A 17,512-nucleotide genomic window follows, 5' to 3' on the forward strand; every position below is an offset into this window, starting at 1 on the left:
TAGCGCGCAGAAGCGCGGGAGTCCTCAGGACTCCCGCGCTTCTGCGTTGCCAAATGCGCTACGCGCTACTGATGCCGTCCGCGCCGCCGCGTCGCGACGTACAACCCCGTCCCGCCACCGAGTCCGAGCACGGACAGCGCCGCCCACCAGAGCGACCCGTCACCGCCGTCCGAAGCCGTCGCCTTGGCGACGTTCGCAGCGGGAAGCGCAGGGCCGTTCTCCGGAGCGGCAGGACCGGGTTCGCCCTTGCCGTTGCCCTTCGCATGCTTGCCATGCGGTGACGAGTGCGACGGCGCGACATAGGCCGCCGGGTTCCGGGCGTCCCGCATCGTCGAGGGGGCCGCGGGCCCCGGCGTCTGTGGAACGCCCACATTCGCAGGAGGGCTCCCCGGCGTGGACGCTCCTGTGGTGAGCGTCGGGGTCGGCGTCGGCGTCGTCACCGTCCCCGAGCTCTGACACGCCACCTGCACATCGCCGAGGCGAAGCTTCTGCAGAGGTCCGCTATAGAGCTGCTTGCCTGCGCTGTCGTAGAAGACCCCGCTGATACTCAGGTCCATGTGCGCGTGCGCAGAGGTCGCATCCGTCTGTTGCCCCTGCATAGCGGTAGTGGAGTAGGTAACCTCAAGGCTTCCGTGATCCACACTCGTGACCCCGAGCTGAGCCCCGGTCACCGGCACCGTGGTCTTCCCGGTCCCGACCTTCGTCCCGAGCACCGTCACCGAGTCCGGAGACGTGTGTACATAAGTGTTCGCCCCTTGCGATGAAGACGGCACGCACTCTGCATGCGCGTCCACCGAGGAGATCGCATAGAGCTTCTTCCCATGCAGCGTGTACTCCACGGCAGGCTGCGCGTCGGCCCAGTTCTTCGCCGGGTCGGAGTGTGTCTTGGACTGTGCCGGCTGGTCCAGCGTGATCCGGTCGAGCACGCCTGTGGGGTCCTGCGTGCCGTCGGCGGAGTCGTCGCCGCCGTTCTGCGCCACCGTGCTGGTCGCGTACGTGCCCTGGAACGCGTTGACCGACAACGCCGGGACGCTGTCCACGGTCACCGTGATCAACGTGCTAGCCGCCGCATGTGTGCCAGCAGCGGCGGCGCCCGCGACGGAGACGGTCCTCGGGACGCTCTGAGCGGCTGCCGCGTGAGCCGCCAGACCCGCGCCGATCAGCGCGGTCCCGCCCGCGGCGGCGGCCGAGACGAGGGCCAGGGCGCGCGGCGCGGCCGTGCGTGAAAGTGCCATGCCGGACATGAAATCGCACGAACAGCAGCGGATCCGGCATTTCGCCCTTCGCCGATTCGCGTCTCGAACATACTTGTTTTGCGTCGAACCATCGGCGTGGGTACTGTGCTTCCAGCCCGGCCGCTGGCGCATCCCCCGTCGCCAGCGCCCGGGCGTCTAGGTACCGTGAGCGCTGCGCCTATTACCCAACGGAATCGCCGGGACCGGGTCGCAGATAGGCGTCCAGCATCTCGCTGAGCTCTTCCAGAAGCCGGTCCACCGGCACCGGTCCGGTCGCCCGCGCCGACACCACGAACGACTGCGCCGTCAGCAGTACCGTCCGCGCCTGCAGCGCCACCGAACCCGGCCGGATCGACCCGTCCTCGTGCCCTTGTTCCAGCCGCACCGACAGCAGGTCCAGCGCGTAGTGCTGGAGCGGGCCGAATTCGCGGGTCAGATACGGCAGCAGGAACTCGGCGTCGGATTCCAGGATCTTGTGCATCAGCAGATCGCCGTGGAAGGCCCGCACCACCTCGACCGTCCCGGAGACCAGCAGATCGCGCGCGCTCCGGTCGCCGCCGGCCGACTCCTGCAGGCCGGCGTTGCGCCGCACCACCCTGATCAGCTGCCGCCCGAGCACCTCGGTCAGCAGCGCGTCGATGTCCGGATAGCGCCGGTACAAGGTCATCCGGGACGCCCCGGCCCGCCGGGCCACCTCGGCCAGCGTGGTGTTGCGCAGTCCCAGGTCCAGCAGTGCGCTCTGGGCGGCGTCCAGGATCTTGTCGTCGCTGTGTCGGCTGCGGTCCATTGCCCGTCACGCTACCTCTAGGCTCGGGGCATGGAGGCGGAACCTGTCACGGAGGTCACATCGAGTGACGTCTTCGTCATCATCCCGGCCTGGAACGAGGAAGAGCGGATCGCCGCCACGGTGCACGCCGCCGCCACGCTGGGAACGGTCCTGGTCATGGACGACGGCTCCCGGGACGCCACGACCCGCCGAGCGCGCAGAGCCGGTGCCCGAGTGCTGACGAACCGCAACAACCTCGGCAAGGGCGCGGCTCTGGCCGCCGGCGTCGCAGCACTCCCCGACCGGGCCCGCTACGTCCTCTTCCTGGACGCCGACCTCGAAGACTCCGCGGCCAACGCGGGCCCGCTGGTCGAAGCCGTCCGGTCCGGAACCTGCGACATGGCGGTAGCGCTCCCGCCACCGCAGCCCGGCGGCGGCCACGGCCTCGTGGTCGGCCTGGCGCGCGAGGGAATCAAAAGGCTGACCGGTTTCGAGGCCGCCGCGCCGTTGTCCGGGCAGCGCTGCCTGACCCGCGCGGCCGCCGGGGCAGTCCGCTACGCGCCCCGCTTCGGCGTCGAGGTGGGCCTGACCATCGACCTGCTCCGCGCCGGTTTCCAGGTGGCCGAGGTCCCCGCGGACCTGCGGCACCGGGTCACCGGCGAGGACTGGCGGTCCCAGATCCACCGGGCCCGCCAGTACCGCGACGTGCTGCTGGCCCTCAGATCACGGTCCCTGCCGCTCCGGAGTCCGTGACCACCGCCTTGCCGGCGGCCTCCCAGGCCTGCATGCCGCCGGTCACGTTGACCGCCTCCACGCCGTTCTCGGTGAGGTACTGCGCCACCTGGGCCGAACGGCCGCCGGCGCGGCAGATCACGTAGACCGGACCCTCGGGCGCGCCGAGTTCCTCCTTACGCGCCACGAACTCCGACATCGGGATGTGCTTCGCGGTCGGCGCGTGTCCGGCCGCCCACTCGTCGTCCTCGCGGACGTCGAGCAGCAGGCCGCCCTCGGGCAGCGAGTTCACGTCGGTCGTGGCCAGCATGGTTACTCCTAGGTCCGCAGCCGGTATGGCTCGGGATTGCTCGTTCTGGCTTGGGACATCCATCAAAGCATTACGGCGGGGCCACCCGGACCGGCTAGCCTTGGTCCATGATTGACCTGCGACTCCTGCGCACAGACCCGGAGCGTGTCCGCGCCTCGCAGCGCGCCCGAGGTGAAGATCCGACCCTCGTCGACGCGCTGCTGTCCGCGGACGAGGCGCGCCGCGCGGCAGTCTCCCGCTTCGACACCCTGCGCAACGAGCAGAAACTGCTCGGCAAGCAGATCCCCAAGGCCGCGGGAGAGGAGAAGGCCGCGCTCCTGGAGCAGGCCAAGAAGCTCGCCGACGACGTGAAGGCGGCCGAGGCCGACCAGCACGAGGCCGACGACGTCCTGCGCGGCCTGCAGCTGTCGCTGTCCAACGTGGTCATCGACGGCGTGCCCGAGGGCGGCGAGGACGACTTCGTCCTGCGCGAGACCGTCGGCACCCCGCGCGACTTCGCGGCCGAGGGCTTCGAGCCGCGCGACCACGTCGAGCTCGGCAAGCTGCTCGGCGCCATCGACCTGGAGCGCGGCGTCAAGGTCGGCGGCGCGCGGCAGTACTACCTGACCGGCGTCGGCGCGCTGCTGGAGATCGCGCTGCTGAACATGGCGATGGCCCAGGCGACCAAGTACGGCTTCACCCCGGTGATCACCCCGTCGCTGGTGAAGCCGGAGGCGATGGCCGGCACCGGCTTCCTCGGCCAGGCCGCGGAGAACGTCTACCACCTCACCGAGGACGACATGTACCTGGTCGGTACCTCGGAGGTGCCACTGGCGGCGTACCACATGGACGAGATCCTGGACGCCGGCAAGCTGCCGCTGCGCTACGCCGGCTACTCGTCCTGCTACCGCCGCGAGGCCGGCAGCTACGGCAAGGACACCCGCGGCATCATCCGGGTGCACCAGTTCGAGAAGGTCGAGATGTTCTCCTACGTCCTGCCCGAGGACGCCGAGGAAGAGCACCTGCGCCTGCTGGGCTGGGAGAAGGAGTTCATCACCGCGCTGGAGATCCCGTTCCGGGTGATCGACGTCGCGGCCGGCGACCTGGGCAGCTCGGCGGCCCGCAAGTACGACTGCGAGGCCTGGATCCCGACCCAGGGCAAGTACCGCGAGGTCACCTCGACCTCGAACTGCACCGAGTTCCAGGCCCGCCGCCTGCAGATCCGGATGCGCACCGCCGACGGTGTGCGGCCGCTGGCCACGCTGAACGGCACGCTGTGCGCCATGACCCGGATGATCGTCGCGATCCTGGAGAACCACCAGAACGCCGACGGCTCGGTGACGGTCCCGGCGGCGCTGCGGCCGTACCTCGGCGGGCGCGAGACGCTGGAGTTGGTCGCGGGTTGAGGTTGAGCGGCCGGGGACGGGCTTCGCCCGGCTCCGGCTGACAGAATGCGACGGCGGCTGCCAATCGACTTGGATTCGATTGGCAGCCGCTTTGTGCCCGTGCCAGTGGCAACGGATTCTCAGGCGGTCACGGCCTCGGTCTCGTCCTGCGGTTCCGCCGCGGGCACCACGCCGTCGCGCGGCAGCATGAGGTAGGCGTAGACCGCGGCGGCGACGAACAGCAGGCCGGTGATCGTGAACATGGTGTCGATGGGGCCCATGTGGAGTCCGGCGACGTCGGCGTGGAAGTGCAGCATGACGGTGCTGAACAGCCAGCCGATCAGCACCGTCGAGCCGAGCTGCGTCACGCTGATCACCGGCATGATCACCGAGACCACGCGGCCCAGCATGGCCCGCGGCGTCACCTGGATGACGAGCGGCTCGATGGCCGCGTTGACCATCGCCACGGGCAGCAGGCCCAGGAAGATGACGGGGATCGCGGCCCAGATGGACGTCTGCCGGGCGTAGACCAGGACCAGCAGGCCCGAGGTCCCGACGGTCGTCCAGATCGCCTTCGTCATCCCGATCCGGGCGACGACCCGCGTGGACAGCAGTCCGCCGACGATGGCCCCGGCTCCGGCCGCCATGCCGAGCAGGCCGTAGAGCTTGGGCGCCGCGTGCAGGTTCTGGGTGGTGAAGAAGACGTCCAGCGTGTTCATCGCCTGGCCGCCGAAGTTCGCGATGCAGGCCGAGACGATGACCACGACCAGCACCCTGGTCTTGCCGAAGAACATGATCCCCACCGCGAACTCCGACCAGAAGCGCGATCCGGCCTTCTCGGCGGCGGTCGGGGCGTTGTCCGGGATGGACACCGTGCGGATCATCAGAAACGACACCACGTAAGACAGGGCATTGATGACGATCGCCCACTGCACGCCGCCGGCGAACAACAGCGGCGCGGCCAGCGGCGGACCGATCATCCCGGCCAGCGCGTCGGTGGACTGCGTGATGCCGGACGCCTTGGCGATCTCCACGGGGCCGTTGACCACATCGGGCACGACGGCCATGCGTGACGGGCCGAAGAAGGTCCCGGCCGCGTTGACGGCGAAGACGACGGCGTAGATGAGCGCCAGCCACACGCCGACCGGGAGCTTGTCGGCCGGCAGGAACGCCACGGCGGCGAGCCCGCCGACCAGGACGGCCCGGACCGCGTCCATCCGCAGCATCGTGCGCTTGCGGTTCCAGCGGTCTGCGAAGACCCCGGCGGCCGGCGCGACGGCGAACGTCGCGATCAGCCCGGCGATCAGCACGCCGGACACCGCGCCGGCGGCCCAGCTCTTGTGATAGCCCAGTTTCGTCGCGATCCACAGGACCAGTGTCGTATTGAAGACGTAGTCGCCGACTTTGGAGACCGCCTGGCCGTACCAGAGCCGCGTGAAGTCCCGGTTGATAATCGTCTTCAAAAGCTGTCCCCCCGGCACATTTACCCACAGCGTTTTATCGACTGCCTATACGTAGTCTGAGCTTTGATGACGGACGCGAACTACGCGAGGCTCCTGACGTCACCGTCGCACGGGTATAGGGGGCTTCTCGCCAATGAAACGCAGAACATCCAGCCTACTCACCGCTGTCGCACTGGTCTCGGGGGCGGCCGCCTCGGCGCTGGCCGTCGCGCCGGCGCACGCCGCGACCGACTCCGGAACCTGCGCCTCGGGGCTGGAGAAGCAGGCCCTGATCAGCTTCAATCCGCCTGCCGCGGTGGCGCCCGCGAACATCATGATCCGGGTCGCCGGCAACACCATCGACCCGGGCAACGGCTGCAAGGCCGTCCTGGACTTCGGCGACGGCCAGCAGGCGTCGCTGTCGACCGACGTCGACGTCGCGCACACCTACCAGAACCCCGGCGACTATCGCGTGACCCTGACACTCCAGTGGCCGGGCTACTCCCCGGCTCTGGAAAGCGCCCACCTGCTGGTGGGGGGTGCTGCCGGGCAGGCGCAGGTCACCCGGATCGCCGGCGCGGACCGGCTGGACACCGCGGTGAAGATCTCGCAGAAGCAGTGGCTCGCGGTGGACCCGAAGAGCAGCTGGGGCCAGGCCGAGACCGCGGTCATCGCGACCTCCGGGACGTTCCCGGACGCGCTCGCCGGCGGGCCCCTGTCGTTCTACAAGCGCGGTCCGCTGCTGCTGACCCCGCCGAACGCCGGGCTCTACGGGCCGGCCAACGACGAGATCAACCGCGTGGTGCCCAAGGGCCGCACCGTGTTCATCCTCGGCGGCTACGCCGCGGTCCCGGCGTCGGTCGACCAGCAGCTGATCAACGAGGGCTACAAGGTCCAGCGCTTCGCCGGCCAGACCCGCTTCGACACCGCGCTGCAGGTCGCGAAGTTCGGCCTCGGCGACCCGGCGAACGTGGTCGTGGCCACCGGCAAGGACTTCCCGGACGCGCTGTCGGCCGGTCCGCTGGCGGCCGGCCCCCGGGCCACCTCGGTCGCCGGCCAGGAGCCGCAGCCGGCCGCGATCATCCTGACCGACGGCCCGAACTTCTTCGACCCGAGTACCTCGGCGTACGTCAAGGGCAAGCTCGGCACCTCGAACTGCACCGCGGTCACGGCCGTCGGCGGCGCGGCGGTCCACGCGCTGAGCGCGCTGGCCGGCGGGCAGTGCCACAGCGAGCTTTACGGCGCGAACCGGTACGAGACCTCGGCGAAGGTGTTCGGCGAGTTCCCGCAGACCTACCTGGTCGGCGTGGCCAGCGGCGCGACGTTCGCGGACGCGCTGACCGGCGCGGCGTACGTGGCGAACGTGCAGCAGCCGCTGCTGCTGACCGACCCGAACAATCTGCCCGACGCGATCGGCGGGTACTTCGACGCGATGGGCAAGCAGCCCGGGGTGGCTTATGTCGACGTGTTCGGCGGGCCGAAGGCGATCACGGACAAGGTGTACACGCAGATCACCGATGCCGCGCACACGGGGCAGTACAACCCGTGAGGCGGTACGCCGGTAGTCACTACTAGCCGCTAGCTGACGGGCGTCCCGTTTTTCCACACCCTGTGGATAAGTGGGACGCCCGGCCTGTAGGCGAGGTGGAGGTGGCTCGGTGCGTCCAGTACGGCGAAGTCCGCGCGGGCGCCGACGCCGAGGTGGCCGACGTCCTCGCGGCGCAGGGCCTTGGCGCCGCCGACGGTCGCGGCCCACAGCGCCTCGGCCGGCGACATGTGCATGTCGCGCACCGCCACCGCGATGCAGAACGGCATCGAGTTGGTGTAGCAGGACCCTGGGTTGCAGTCGGTGGCGATGGCGACGGTCGCGCCGGCTTCCAGGAGGCGCCGGGCGTCCGGGTACGGCGAACGTGTCGAGAACTCGACGCCGGGCAGCAGCGTCGCGACAGTCTGCGATCCGGCGAGCGCCGCGATGTCCTTGTCGTCGAGGAACGTGCAGTGGTCGGCGGAGGCCGCGCCGAACTCGACGGCGAGCTGCACGCCGGGCCCGTTGCCGAGCTGATTGGCGTGCAGGCGCAGGTCCAGGCCCTTGGCCCGGGCGGCGGTGAGGATCTCGCGGGTCTGCTCCGCGTCGAAGGCACCGCGCTCGCAGAAGACGTCGGCGTAGTCGGCGAACGGCGCGCAGGCATCGAGCATGGGGCCCTTGACGAGGTCGACGTACTCCTCGGGCCGATCCTTGTACTCGGCGGGGACCACGTGCGCACCGAGGTAGGTGACCGCCTCGACCTGCTCGCGCGCGAGGCGCAGGGCCCGCGCCTCGTCCTCGACGGTGAGGCCGTAGCCGGACTTGCACTCGACGGTGGTCGTCCCCTGCCGCAGCATCTCGCCGGTGAGGCGCTTCAGGTTGGCGCGCAGGCCGTCGTCGGACGCGGCACGCGTGGCGGCAACGGTGGTCCGGATGCCGCCGGCGCTGTAGGGCGTGCCGGTCATGCGCGCGGCGAACTCCTCCGAGCGATCGCCGGCGAAGACGAGATGCGCGTGGCTGTCGACGAAGCCGGGAATCACCGCGCGCCCCCCGAGATCGACCCGCTCGTCGGCATCGGGCGCCTGCGCGGCCGGGCCGGTCCAGGCGACGCGGCCGTCGACGACGACGAGGGCGGCGTCGGCGAGGGTGCCGGGGGCGGCGTGGGTGGTGAGTTCGGCGATGTTGGTGAGGAGGGTGGTGGTCACGGTGCTTCCATTATGTTATGGGGGATTCGCCCCTTTTACGAGTATCGGCGAGGCCACTGACAGGCGACAGGCGACCGCCGACCGCCGCCGGTCCGGGCTTTGGCCGGGCCGCGCGATTCGCCAAGCCGCCGCGCGGGCCTCGTCTGCCGATCCGGACTACCGCGCTACTAGTTAGCTGCGCGGGTCACCGAGCCGCGAACCGAACTGCCTCGCCGCCAGCCACTTGACCGGCAGCTGCGCGCCAGAGTCCGCGAACCGAACTGCCTCGCCGCCGGCTACTTGATCGGCCGGCTGCGCGTCGGAGTCCGCGAACCGCTTGCCGCCGAGCTGCCGGCTTGCTGAGCCGTCATTCTGTTATGAGGCATCCGCCCCTTTTAACCAGTCTCGCCGCCCGCACTGACAGCCGCTGCCGTGCCACTGCCGCCAATGCCGGGCCGCTGCACAGCCGTGCTGCCGCCCGCGCCGCCGCGCTACTTGAAAATCGCCCCGATCGAAGCCTTCAGCCGCCCCGGCACATCCTCCACCAGCGCGTGCTGATGATCGCGCACTGTGAAGCGGCCGCCGACCACGACATGCCGCACGTCCGCCGCGGTGGCCGCGAAGATCACCGATTCGGCGGCGTGCGCCGGCTGGACGCCCGCCAAGCGCACCGTGTCCAGTGCGATCGTCGTGAAGTCCGCCAACGCCCCGACCTCCAGGCGCCCTGTCGCCGGCCAGCCGAGGGAGGCGTGGCCTGCCTCGGTCGCCGCCTGCAGCAGTTCCGCGGCGAGCCAGTGGCCTCGGCGTTCGGTGCGCAGGCGCTCGTCGAGTTCCACCGCGCGGGCCTCTTCGAAGAGGTCGATGACCGCGTGGGAGTCGGAGCCCAGGTTCACCGGGGAGCCCGCGAGGTGGCATGCGTGGGCCGGGCCGATGCCGTCCGCGAGGTCGCGTTCGGTGGTGGGGCACATGCAGACCGCCGTGCCGGAGGTGCCCAGCAGGTCGATGTCCATCTGCGACAGGTGGGTGGCGTGGACTGCCGTGGTGCGGGGGCCGAGGGCGCCGTGGGCGTGGAGCAGTTCCGTCGGTGTCTTGTGGTGGCGGACCAGGCAGGCGTCGTTCTCCGCGCGCTGTTCGGAGAGGTGGACGTGCAGTGGCATCTCGTTCTCCGCCGCGAAGGCCACCACCGGCGAGAGTTGGTCGACCGGTACCGCTCGCACGCTGTGCACCGCCGCGCCGATCCGCACTGTCTCAGAGCCCGCGTACGCCTTGCGCAGGGCCTCGACCCGGTCGGCCCAGCGGGCCGCGTCGCCGTCGGAGAAGCGGCGCTGGACGTCGTTCAGTTCGGTGTCGAAGCCGCCGGACAGGTAGCAGGTGTCGAGCAGCGTGAGGCGGATCCCCGCCGCTTCGGCGGCCTCGGCCATGGCGTGACCCATGGCGTTCGGGTCCTGATACAGGCCGCCCTTGGGCGAGTGGTGCAGGTAGTGGAACTCGCCGACGGCGGTGATGCCGGCCAGGGCCATCTCGGCGAAGACCGCCGTGGCCAGTTCTCGGTAGGAGTCCGGGTCCAGGTGTGCGGCGGCCTCGTACATGCGCTCGCGCCAGGTCCAGAACGTGCCGGACTCGACCTGGGTGCGGCCGCGGAGTGCGCGGTGGAAGGCGTGCGAGTGCACGTTCGCCAGGCCCGGGACGGTCAGGCCGGAGAGCTTCTCGGCGTTCTCGGGGCGGGGTTTCACCCCGCACGTGACCGAGGAGACGCGCCCCTGCGCCACCTCGATGAGGACCTTGCTCTTGATCTCGCCGCCGATCCAGGCCAGCTCGCACCAGAACGACGTGGTGGACGGGGTGGGTGAACCGGTCGGGGTCTGCGGCTTCTCGGGCGGCTTCTCGGGCAAAGTCACTGGCACAGCTCCTGCAACACGTCGGCGAGTGCGGTCACCCCGGCCAGGCAGTCGCGGTCGTCCGCGTGCTCGCCGGGCGCGTGGGACACGCCGGTCGGGTTGCGGACGTACAGCATCGCGGTCGGTACGGCCGCCGCCAGGATCCCGGCGTCGTGCCCCGCGCCAGTCGGCAGCACGGGAACGGCGCCGAACGTTTGACGAAGACTGCCCGCCAGACGGTTCCGCAAAACGTCGTCGAATTCCACGACCGGCGTGTGCGACTCCCGTTCGGTGCTCAGGACGGTGCCGTCCCGGCCGGCCCGCTCGTCCGCGGCTTTGATGATCTCCTCGGTCACGGCCGCCAGGATCTCATCGCCCGGGGCCCGGACGTCCAGCCAGGCGCGCACCCGCGAAGGGATGGCGTTCGTGCCGTTGGGCTCGACCACCAGCCGCCCGAACGTCGCCACCGCGCCGCCGAGCTTGGCCTTCTTACGGGCCGCCAGCACGGCGTTGGCGTAGGTGAGCATCGGGTCGCGCCGGTCCTCCAACCGGGTGGTCCCGGCGTGGTTGGCCTCGCCGGCGAACTCGAAGCGCCAGCGGCTGTGCGGCCAGATCGCCGAGGCGACCGCGACCGGCGACTCGGTGAACGCCAGCGCCTTGCCCTGCTCGACGTGCAACTCGACGTACGCGGCGATGCCGTCCAGGCGCTCGTCGTCACGGCCGAGCGTGTCAGGGTCCTGGCCCGCCTGCTCCATGGCGGCCGCCATCGTCGTGCCATTCAGATCGCACAGGCCGCGCGCCTTCTCGGCGGACAGCGCGCCGGTCATCAACCGGGATCCGGCGCAGGCGATGCCGAACCGCGCGCCCTCCTCGTCGGAGAAACAGGCCACTGCGAAGGGCTTAGCCGGGGTGAAGCCGCGGGCCCGCAGCACGTCGACCGCCGCGAACGACGACACGACGCCGAGCGGCCCGTCGAACGCGCCGCCGTCCGGCACCGAGTCCAGATGCGACCCGGTGACCACGGCGCCGGGACCCTTCGGCCCCCACCACGCCCACAGGTTGCCGTTGCGGTCGGTCTCCACCTCCAGGCCGCGCGCGGCGGCCTCGGAGCGGAACCATTCGCGGCACGCCAGATCCGCGGTGTTCCAAGCGAAACGGCGGTAGCCGCCGGTGTCGGAGTTCAGGCCGAGGGGCAGAAGCGAGCGCCACATCTGGAGGTAGCTGCTCGCTTCTGCCTCATCCACAGCCCTGTGGATAGCAGTTTGCAAGGACACTGTTACGCGTCACCCTCACGCATCGGCACGCGCACTCCGCGCTCCGCGGCGACCTCGTCCGCGCGGTCGTACCCGGCGTCGACGTGCCGGATGACCCCCATGCCCGGGTCGTTGGTCAGCACCCGGCGCACCTTCTCGCCAGCCAGCTTCGTGCCGTCGGCGACCGTCACCTGCCCGGCGTGGATCGAGCGGCCCATGCCGACGCCGCCGCCGTGGTGGATCGACACCCACGACGCGCCCGAGGCCACGTTCACCATCGCGTTCAGCAGCGGCCAGTCCGCGATCGCGTCGGAGCCGTCGGCCATCGCCTCGGTCTCCCGGTACGGCGAGGCCACGGAACCGGCGTCCAGGTGGTCGCGGCCGATGACGATCGGCGCGACGAGTTCGCCGGAGGCGACCATGTCGTTGAACCGCTCGCCGGCCCGGTCGCGCTCGCCGTAGCCGAGCCAGCAGATGCGCGCCGGCAACCCCTGGAACTTGACGCGTTCCGAGGCCATTGTGATCCAGCGCGCCAGCGACTCGTTCTCCGGGAACAGCTCCAGGATCGCCTTGTCGGTCTTGGCGATGTCGCTCGCCTCGCCGGACAGCGCGGCCCAGCGGAACGGTCCCTTGCCCTCGCAGAACAGCGGCCGGATGTAGGCCGGGACGAAGCCGGGGAAGTCGAAGGCCCGGGTGTACCCGGCCAGTTGCGCCTCGCCTCGGATCGAGTTGCCGTAGTCGAAGACCTCGGCGCCCTTGTCCTGGAAACCGACCATCGCCTCGACGTGCTTGGCCATCGACTCGCGGGCGCGCTGCGTGAACTCGGCCGGCTTGTCCTTCGCGTACTGCTTCATGTCGTGGAAGTCCACGCCGAGCGGCAGGTACGCCAGCGGGTCGTGCGCCGAGGTCTGGTCGGTGACGATGTCGATCGGCGCGTCCATCGCCAGCAGCTGCGGGACCAGCTCGGCGGCGTTGCCCAGCACGCCGATCGACAGCGGCTCGCGCTTGTCGCGGGCCTCGGTGGCGAGCTGGAGCGCGTGGTCCAGCGAGTTCGCCTTCACGTCCAGGTAGCGGTGCTCGACGCGGCGGTCGATCGAGCGCTCGTCGCAGTCGATACAGATCGCCACGCCGCCGTTCATCGTGACGGCCAGCGGCTGCGCGCCGCCCATGCCGCCCAGACCCGCGGTCAGGGTGATGGTCCCGGCCAGGGTGTCGTTGAACTTCTTCGCGGCGACCGCGGCGAACGTCTCGTAGGTGCCTTGCAGGATGCCCTGCGTGCCGATGTAGATCCAGGAACCGGCGGTCATCTGGCCGTACATGGTGAGGCCCAGGGCCTCCAGGCGCCGGAACTCCTCCCAGTTCGCCCAGTCGCCGACAAGGTTGGAGTTCGCGAGCAGGACGCGCGGCGCCCACTCGTGGGTCTGCATGACGCCGACCGGCTTGCCGGACTGCACGAGCATGGTCTCGTCGTTCTTCAGCGTCTGAAGCGTGCGCACCATCGCGTCGAAGGACGCCCAGTTGCGCGCCGCCTTGCCGGTGCCGCCGTAGACGACCAGCTCGTCGGGGTGCTCGGCGACCTCCGGGTCGAGGTTGTTCATCAACATGCGCATGGCGGCTTCCTGCTGCCAGCCCTGTGCGGTGATGCTCGTGCCTCGGGCGGCGCGGACCGGGCGCGGACCACTGGTCGCGGTCATTCCTGGACCCCTCTCATTCATGCTGGCGATCGACCGTATGATCTCATTCATTCAGACGGAGTAGTAACCCCACAAGGGAGCAGGGTGGCAATGAGCCAGACAGTGGTGATCGGTGAGGCGGATCTCACTTTCGGTGACGTCGTCGCCGTGGCCCGGGACGGTGCCCGCGTCGAATTGTCCGCGACTTCCCTGAAGGCGCTGGCCGAGGGCCGGGCCCTGGTGGACCGGCTGGCCGCGGCCCCGACCCCGGCCTACGGCATCTCCACCGGCTTCGGCGCGTTGGCCACCCGGCACATCGATCCGGAGATGCGCGCGCAGCTGCAGCGCTCCCTGATCCGCTCGCACGCCGCCGGCATGGGCCCGCTGGTCGAGCCCGAGGTGATCCGCGCGCTCACCCTGATGCGGCTCAAGACGCTGGCCACCGGCCACACTGGCGTGCGTCCCGTGGTCGCCGAGACCATGGCCGCGCTGCTGAACTCCGGGATCACGCCGGCGGTGCGCGAGTTCGGCTCGTTGGGCTGTTCCGGCGACCTGGCGCCGTTGTCGCACGTCGCCCTGGTGCTGATGGGCGAGGGCGAAGTCATCGGGGCTGACGGGGTTTCCGCGGTCGAGGCCGGACCGGTCCTGGCCGAGGCCGGCATCGAGCCGCTGGAACTGGCGCCCAAGGAGGGCCTGGCCCTCATCAACGGCACCGACGGCATGCTCGGCATGCTGATCCTGGCCCTCGGCGACCTGTCCGAGCTGGTGAAGATCGCCGACATCTCGGCCGCGATGTCGGTCGAGGCGCTGCTGGGCACCGACAAGGTGTTCCGCCCCGAACTGCACGCGATCCGCCCGCATCCCGGCCAGGCCGCCTCCGCGGCGAACCTGCTGAAGGTGCTGCACGGCTCGGCGATCATGGAGTCCCACCGCGAGCCCAACGAGTGCACCCGCGTCCAGGACGCCTACTCGCTGCGCTGCGCCCCGCAGGTCGCCGGCGCCACCCGCGACACCATGGCGCACGCCGCGACCGTCGCCGAGCGCGAGCTCGCCTCGATCGTCGACAACCCGGTGGTGCTGCTGGCCGACGGCCGCGTGGAGTCCAACGGCAACTTCCACGGCGCCCCGGTCGCCATGGTCCTGGACTTCCTCGCGATCGCCGCCGCCGACCTCGGCTCCATCGCCGAACGCCGCACCGACCGGATGCTCGACGTCGCGCGCTCGCACGGCCTCCCCCCGTTCCTCGCCGACGACCCGGGCGTCGACAGCGGCCTGATGATCGCGCAGTACACGCAGGCCGCGCTGGTCAGCGAGAACAAGCGGTTGGCCGTCCCGGCCTCCGTGGACTCCATCCCCTCCTCGGCGATGCAGGAGGACCACGTCTCCATGGGCTGGTCCGCCGCGCGCAAGCTGCGCACCGCCGTCGACAACCTGCGGCGCATCCTGGCCGTCGAGCTCGTCACCGCGGCCCGAGCGCTGGACCTGCGCGCGCCGTTGCAGCCCGCCGCCGGTACCGGCGCGGCCGTGCGCGCCCTGCGGGACGCCGGCGTCGGCGGCCCGGGCCCGGACCGCTTCCTGTCGCCGGAGCTGCGCGCCGCCGAGGACGCGCTGAAGTCCGGCGCTGTGGTCGCGGCCGTCGAGACGGCCGTGGGGCCGCTGAACTGAGGCCTCCGGCCCGCCTCACCCAGACCGGCGTGCGCCCGTGGGTTTCAATCCCGTTGGCGCGCGCCGCTTTGTGTGGTTACGAGTTTTCGAGGCGCTGGGTCATCGTCGCCAAAAGCTTGGCGTCGAGTGAGGGTGTTGTGTGCGAGGAGGACGTGTCACGCCGCGTGTCGGTTGACAGACAGTCCGAGGTAGGGCTGGCACCACCCCCGGCGTGGGGCGGTCGTCATGGCGCGGTACCCGGTCCGCCGTAGATCATGATTGCCATGCGGCTGAGATTCTCGGTGTGGACGAGGACCCTGATGGCGTCCCAGGCGGCCCGCCACAAGATGGCGATCGCGTTCGTCGGCTCGGCGATCGTGCTGGTCGGCTGGATGGTCTTCCTGGCCAACACGCTGCACGGCAAGGCCGTGGTGAGCCACTGGTCGACCGTGTGGATCGGCCTGGACACCATGGAGGCGCTGGCGTTGGCCACCCTCGGCATCCTCCTGGTCCGGCACGACCACCGGGCTCGCACCGCCGCCACCGTGGCCGCGACCCTGTTCGGTATGGACGCCTGGTTCGACGTGATGCTCTCGCGGGGCGGCGACTTCGTGCAGGCGCTGGTGCTGGCGGTGCTGTTCGAGATACCGCTGGCGGCGGCCTGCGCGGGGATCGCGCGGCAGACCGCTCGCTGGTACGACGTGTAGGAGAGGTGATCAGGCCATTGCGACCGCGGTGGCCGGTTCGCCCTCGGCGGCTTCCCGCTCCCGTCGCTCGGCCGCCTCGGCCAGCGCCGCGTCGATCCGCTTGTTGCTGGTCATCCGCGCCGCGACCACCGCCATCGCGGCCAGGATCCCGGCCCCGACGATGAACGGCGCCCGCAGCCCCGCCACATGCGCCAGCCATCCGCCGAACACCGCGCCGAGCGGGCCCGCGCTCAGGTTGATCAGCCGTCCGGTCGCCGCGACCCGCCCCATCAGGTGGTCCGGCACGATCGCCTGCCGGACCGCCGGCCCCAGCCCCATCGTGGTGCCCATCGCGGCGCCGAGTACCGTCTCGCCGACCGCGGCGACCCACGCGTTCGGAGAGAGGCCGATCCCCAACAGCGCCAAGGCTTCCACGACCGCGGTCAGCGTCAGCGTCCCGCCGGTGCCGAGCTTGCCCGCCAGCCGCGGCGCGAACGACGTCCCGACCAGCGCCCCGATCGCATTCGCCGTCAGGTAGAGGCCGAAGGCCGTGGTGCCGAGATGCAGGGTCTCCTTCACAAACAGCACCAGCACGGCGCTCGCTCCCATGAACGCGAAGTTCCCGACCGCCGGCCGCAGCGCCATCCCCACCAGCAACCGATTCCCGAGCAGGTACGCCGCCCCCTCCCGGGCCTCCCGCAGCAGCGATCCCCGCGGCTGAGCCGGCTTCGGCGCGGACTTGGGCAGTGTCCAGATCGTCAGGGAGCTGAAGAGGAACGACACGGCGTCGCCGAGAATGGGGACCGAGCGCCCCAGCGCGAACAGCAACGATCCGGTCGGGGGCCCGACGAAACCGCCGAGGGCCTGCTGCGCCCCCTGCAACCGCGAGTTGGCGACCTGCAAGGTGCCCAGGTCCCGCTCCAGCACCTCCGGCAGGAAGGCGATCGACGCGGTGTCGAAGAACACCTGCCCGATCCCCAGCAGGAACACCACGACGAACAGCGCGTAGATGTTCGCGGCGCCGGCCGCTATCAGCGCCGTCACGAACACCAGCAACAGGAACCGGCACATGTCGGCGATCACCATCGTCCGCCGCCGATCCCACCGGTCGACCAGCGCCCCGCCGATCATGCCGAAGAACAGCCAGGGCAGCAGCGAGCACGCCTCCATCGCGCCGAGCAGGATCGGGCTGTGCGTCATGGTCAACGCGAGCAGCGGGACCGCCGCGAAGTAGACGCCGTCGCCGAGGGCGGAGACCGCGGAGGCGGTCCATATGCGGTAGAAGCGCGCGGGAAGCTTGTCGGCCATCAGACGTCCTTCGGTCGGTAGAACGCAATGAACAGATCGGCGGCGGGCTGCGTGGGATCCGTGAGCTCTCTGAATTCGGCCATCAGGGCTTCGACGCGCTTGTTGAACTCCTCCCACGCCTCCGGGCTGAGCCGTGCGTGGTTCAGGGCGATGGTCTTCTGTTCGTTCAGCGGTGCGTCCTCCACGTCGGCCAACGCGTGCCGCATCAGCGTCTCGGGCTGTCCGGACCCGGGCTCCGGCAGCTCGATGCGCCGCCCGGTCATCGCGTAGTACTGCTCGGTGACGCCGCCGACCTTGCGCGTCTCCACGACCGCGACCAGGCCGGCCTTCGCCAGCACCTTCACGTGGTGGTTGGAGCTGCCCTTGGCGATCCCCAGCCGCTCGGCGATCTGGGTGATGGTCGCCGGTCCGTCCCGCAGGACGCGCAGGATCCGGTGCCGGGTGTGGCTGGCGACGGCGCGCAGCTGCTCGTCGGTCTGGATGTGGACGCTGTCTGCGTCTTCGGTGGTCACG

Annotated in this window: 15 protein-coding genes; 5 read left to right on the forward strand and 10 right to left on the reverse strand. The window is 70.4% G+C overall.

The genetic code is table 11. The features are described 5' to 3' along the window. Positions 1–65 precede the first annotated feature (65 nt). Both ABH935_RS27350 and ABH935_RS27355 read right to left on the reverse strand, forming a co-directional pair. A complete protein-coding gene (locus ABH935_RS27350) occupies positions 66–1,235 on the reverse strand; it encodes a hypothetical protein (RefSeq protein ID WP_370380800.1) in 1,170 nt (389 codons plus the stop codon). A gap of 181 nt (positions 1,236–1,416) precedes the next feature. Continuing rightward, positions 1,417–2,022: a TetR/AcrR family transcriptional regulator gene (locus ABH935_RS27355; protein WP_370380801.1), complete on the reverse strand. Its 606-nt coding sequence runs from the start codon at positions 2,020–2,022 to the stop codon at positions 1,417–1,419. A gap of 30 nt (positions 2,023–2,052) precedes the next feature. Between ABH935_RS27355 and ABH935_RS27360 the strand changes: the two genes are divergently transcribed. Then, complete coding sequence (locus ABH935_RS27360) at positions 2,053–2,754, forward strand: glycosyltransferase (RefSeq protein WP_370380802.1); 702 nt, start codon at positions 2,053–2,055, stop codon at positions 2,752–2,754. Here the strand turns inward: ABH935_RS27360 and ABH935_RS27365 are convergent. Then, a complete protein-coding gene (locus ABH935_RS27365) occupies positions 2,720–3,040 on the reverse strand; it encodes a rhodanese-like domain-containing protein (protein ID WP_194907660.1) in 321 nt (106 codons plus the stop codon). The genes ABH935_RS27360 and ABH935_RS27365 overlap by 35 nt on opposite strands. Before the next feature lie 110 nt (positions 3,041–3,150). On the opposite strand from ABH935_RS27365, the gene serS reads away from it, so the two are divergent. Continuing rightward, positions 3,151–4,428 carry a serine--tRNA ligase gene (gene serS / locus ABH935_RS27370; RefSeq protein ID WP_370380803.1) on the forward strand — a complete coding sequence of 426 codons (1,278 nt, stop codon included), beginning with the start codon at positions 3,151–3,153 and terminating at the stop codon, positions 4,426–4,428. Positions 4,429–4,547: 119 nt separating this feature from the next. Here serS and ABH935_RS27375 read toward each other — a convergent pair whose 3' ends face one another. Further along, entirely contained in the window at positions 4,548–5,870 is a 1,323-nt protein-coding gene (locus ABH935_RS27375; protein WP_370380804.1) for an MFS transporter, read from the reverse strand. A gap of 133 nt (positions 5,871–6,003) precedes the next feature. Here ABH935_RS27375 and ABH935_RS27380 point away from each other — a divergent pair, with 133 nt between their 5' ends. Beyond that, the gene (locus ABH935_RS27380; protein WP_370380805.1) at positions 6,004–7,398 is read left to right on the forward strand and encodes a cell wall-binding repeat-containing protein; all 1,395 of its coding nucleotides are present in this window, start codon (positions 6,004–6,006) and stop codon (positions 7,396–7,398) included. 29 nt (positions 7,399–7,427) lie between these two features. Here ABH935_RS27380 and hutI read toward each other — a convergent pair whose 3' ends face one another. The 4 genes from hutI to hutU form a co-directional block, all read right to left on the reverse strand. Continuing rightward, positions 7,428–8,579: an imidazolonepropionase gene (hutI, locus tag ABH935_RS27385; protein ID WP_370380806.1), complete on the reverse strand. Its 1,152-nt coding sequence runs from the start codon at positions 8,577–8,579 to the stop codon at positions 7,428–7,430. Positions 8,580–9,049: 470 nt separating this feature from the next. Continuing rightward, the gene (locus ABH935_RS27390) at positions 9,050–10,450 is read right to left on the reverse strand and encodes a formimidoylglutamate deiminase (protein WP_370380934.1); all 1,401 of its coding nucleotides are present in this window, start codon (positions 10,448–10,450) and stop codon (positions 9,050–9,052) included. Between the two features lie 2 nt (positions 10,451–10,452). Then, positions 10,453–11,646, reverse strand: a complete 1,194-nt coding sequence (locus tag ABH935_RS27395) for an allantoate amidohydrolase (protein WP_370380935.1) — start codon at positions 11,644–11,646, stop codon at positions 10,453–10,455. A gap of 65 nt (positions 11,647–11,711) precedes the next feature. Further along, the gene (hutU, locus tag ABH935_RS27400) at positions 11,712–13,382 is read right to left on the reverse strand and encodes a urocanate hydratase (RefSeq protein WP_370380807.1); all 1,671 of its coding nucleotides are present in this window, start codon (positions 13,380–13,382) and stop codon (positions 11,712–11,714) included. Between the two features lie 90 nt (positions 13,383–13,472). Between hutU and hutH the strand changes: the two genes are divergently transcribed. Both hutH and ABH935_RS27410 read left to right on the forward strand, forming a co-directional pair. Beyond that, positions 13,473–15,026 (forward strand): histidine ammonia-lyase, encoded by a 1,554-nt coding sequence (gene hutH, locus ABH935_RS27405; protein WP_370380808.1) that lies wholly within the window; start codon positions 13,473–13,475, stop codon positions 15,024–15,026. 263 nt (positions 15,027–15,289) lie between these two features. Beyond that, positions 15,290–15,712, forward strand: a complete 423-nt coding sequence (locus ABH935_RS27410) for a hypothetical protein (protein WP_370380809.1) — start codon at positions 15,290–15,292, stop codon at positions 15,710–15,712. A 9-nt stretch (positions 15,713–15,721) separates the two neighbouring features. Here ABH935_RS27410 and ABH935_RS27415 read toward each other — a convergent pair whose 3' ends face one another. Beyond that, positions 15,722–16,999 (reverse strand): MFS transporter, encoded by a 1,278-nt coding sequence (locus ABH935_RS27415; protein WP_370380810.1) that lies wholly within the window; start codon positions 16,997–16,999, stop codon positions 15,722–15,724. After that, positions 16,999–17,511 carry an ArsR/SmtB family transcription factor gene (locus ABH935_RS27420; protein WP_370380811.1) on the reverse strand — a complete coding sequence of 171 codons (513 nt, stop codon included), beginning with the start codon at positions 17,509–17,511 and terminating at the stop codon, positions 16,999–17,001. Before ABH935_RS27420 ends, ABH935_RS27415 begins: the two co-directional genes overlap by 1 nt. Position 17,512 lies beyond the last annotated feature (1 nt).

The sequence above is a fragment of the Catenulispora sp. GAS73 genome, assembly GCF_041262085.1.
Lineage (GTDB): Bacteria > Actinomycetota > Actinomycetes > Streptomycetales > Catenulisporaceae > Catenulispora.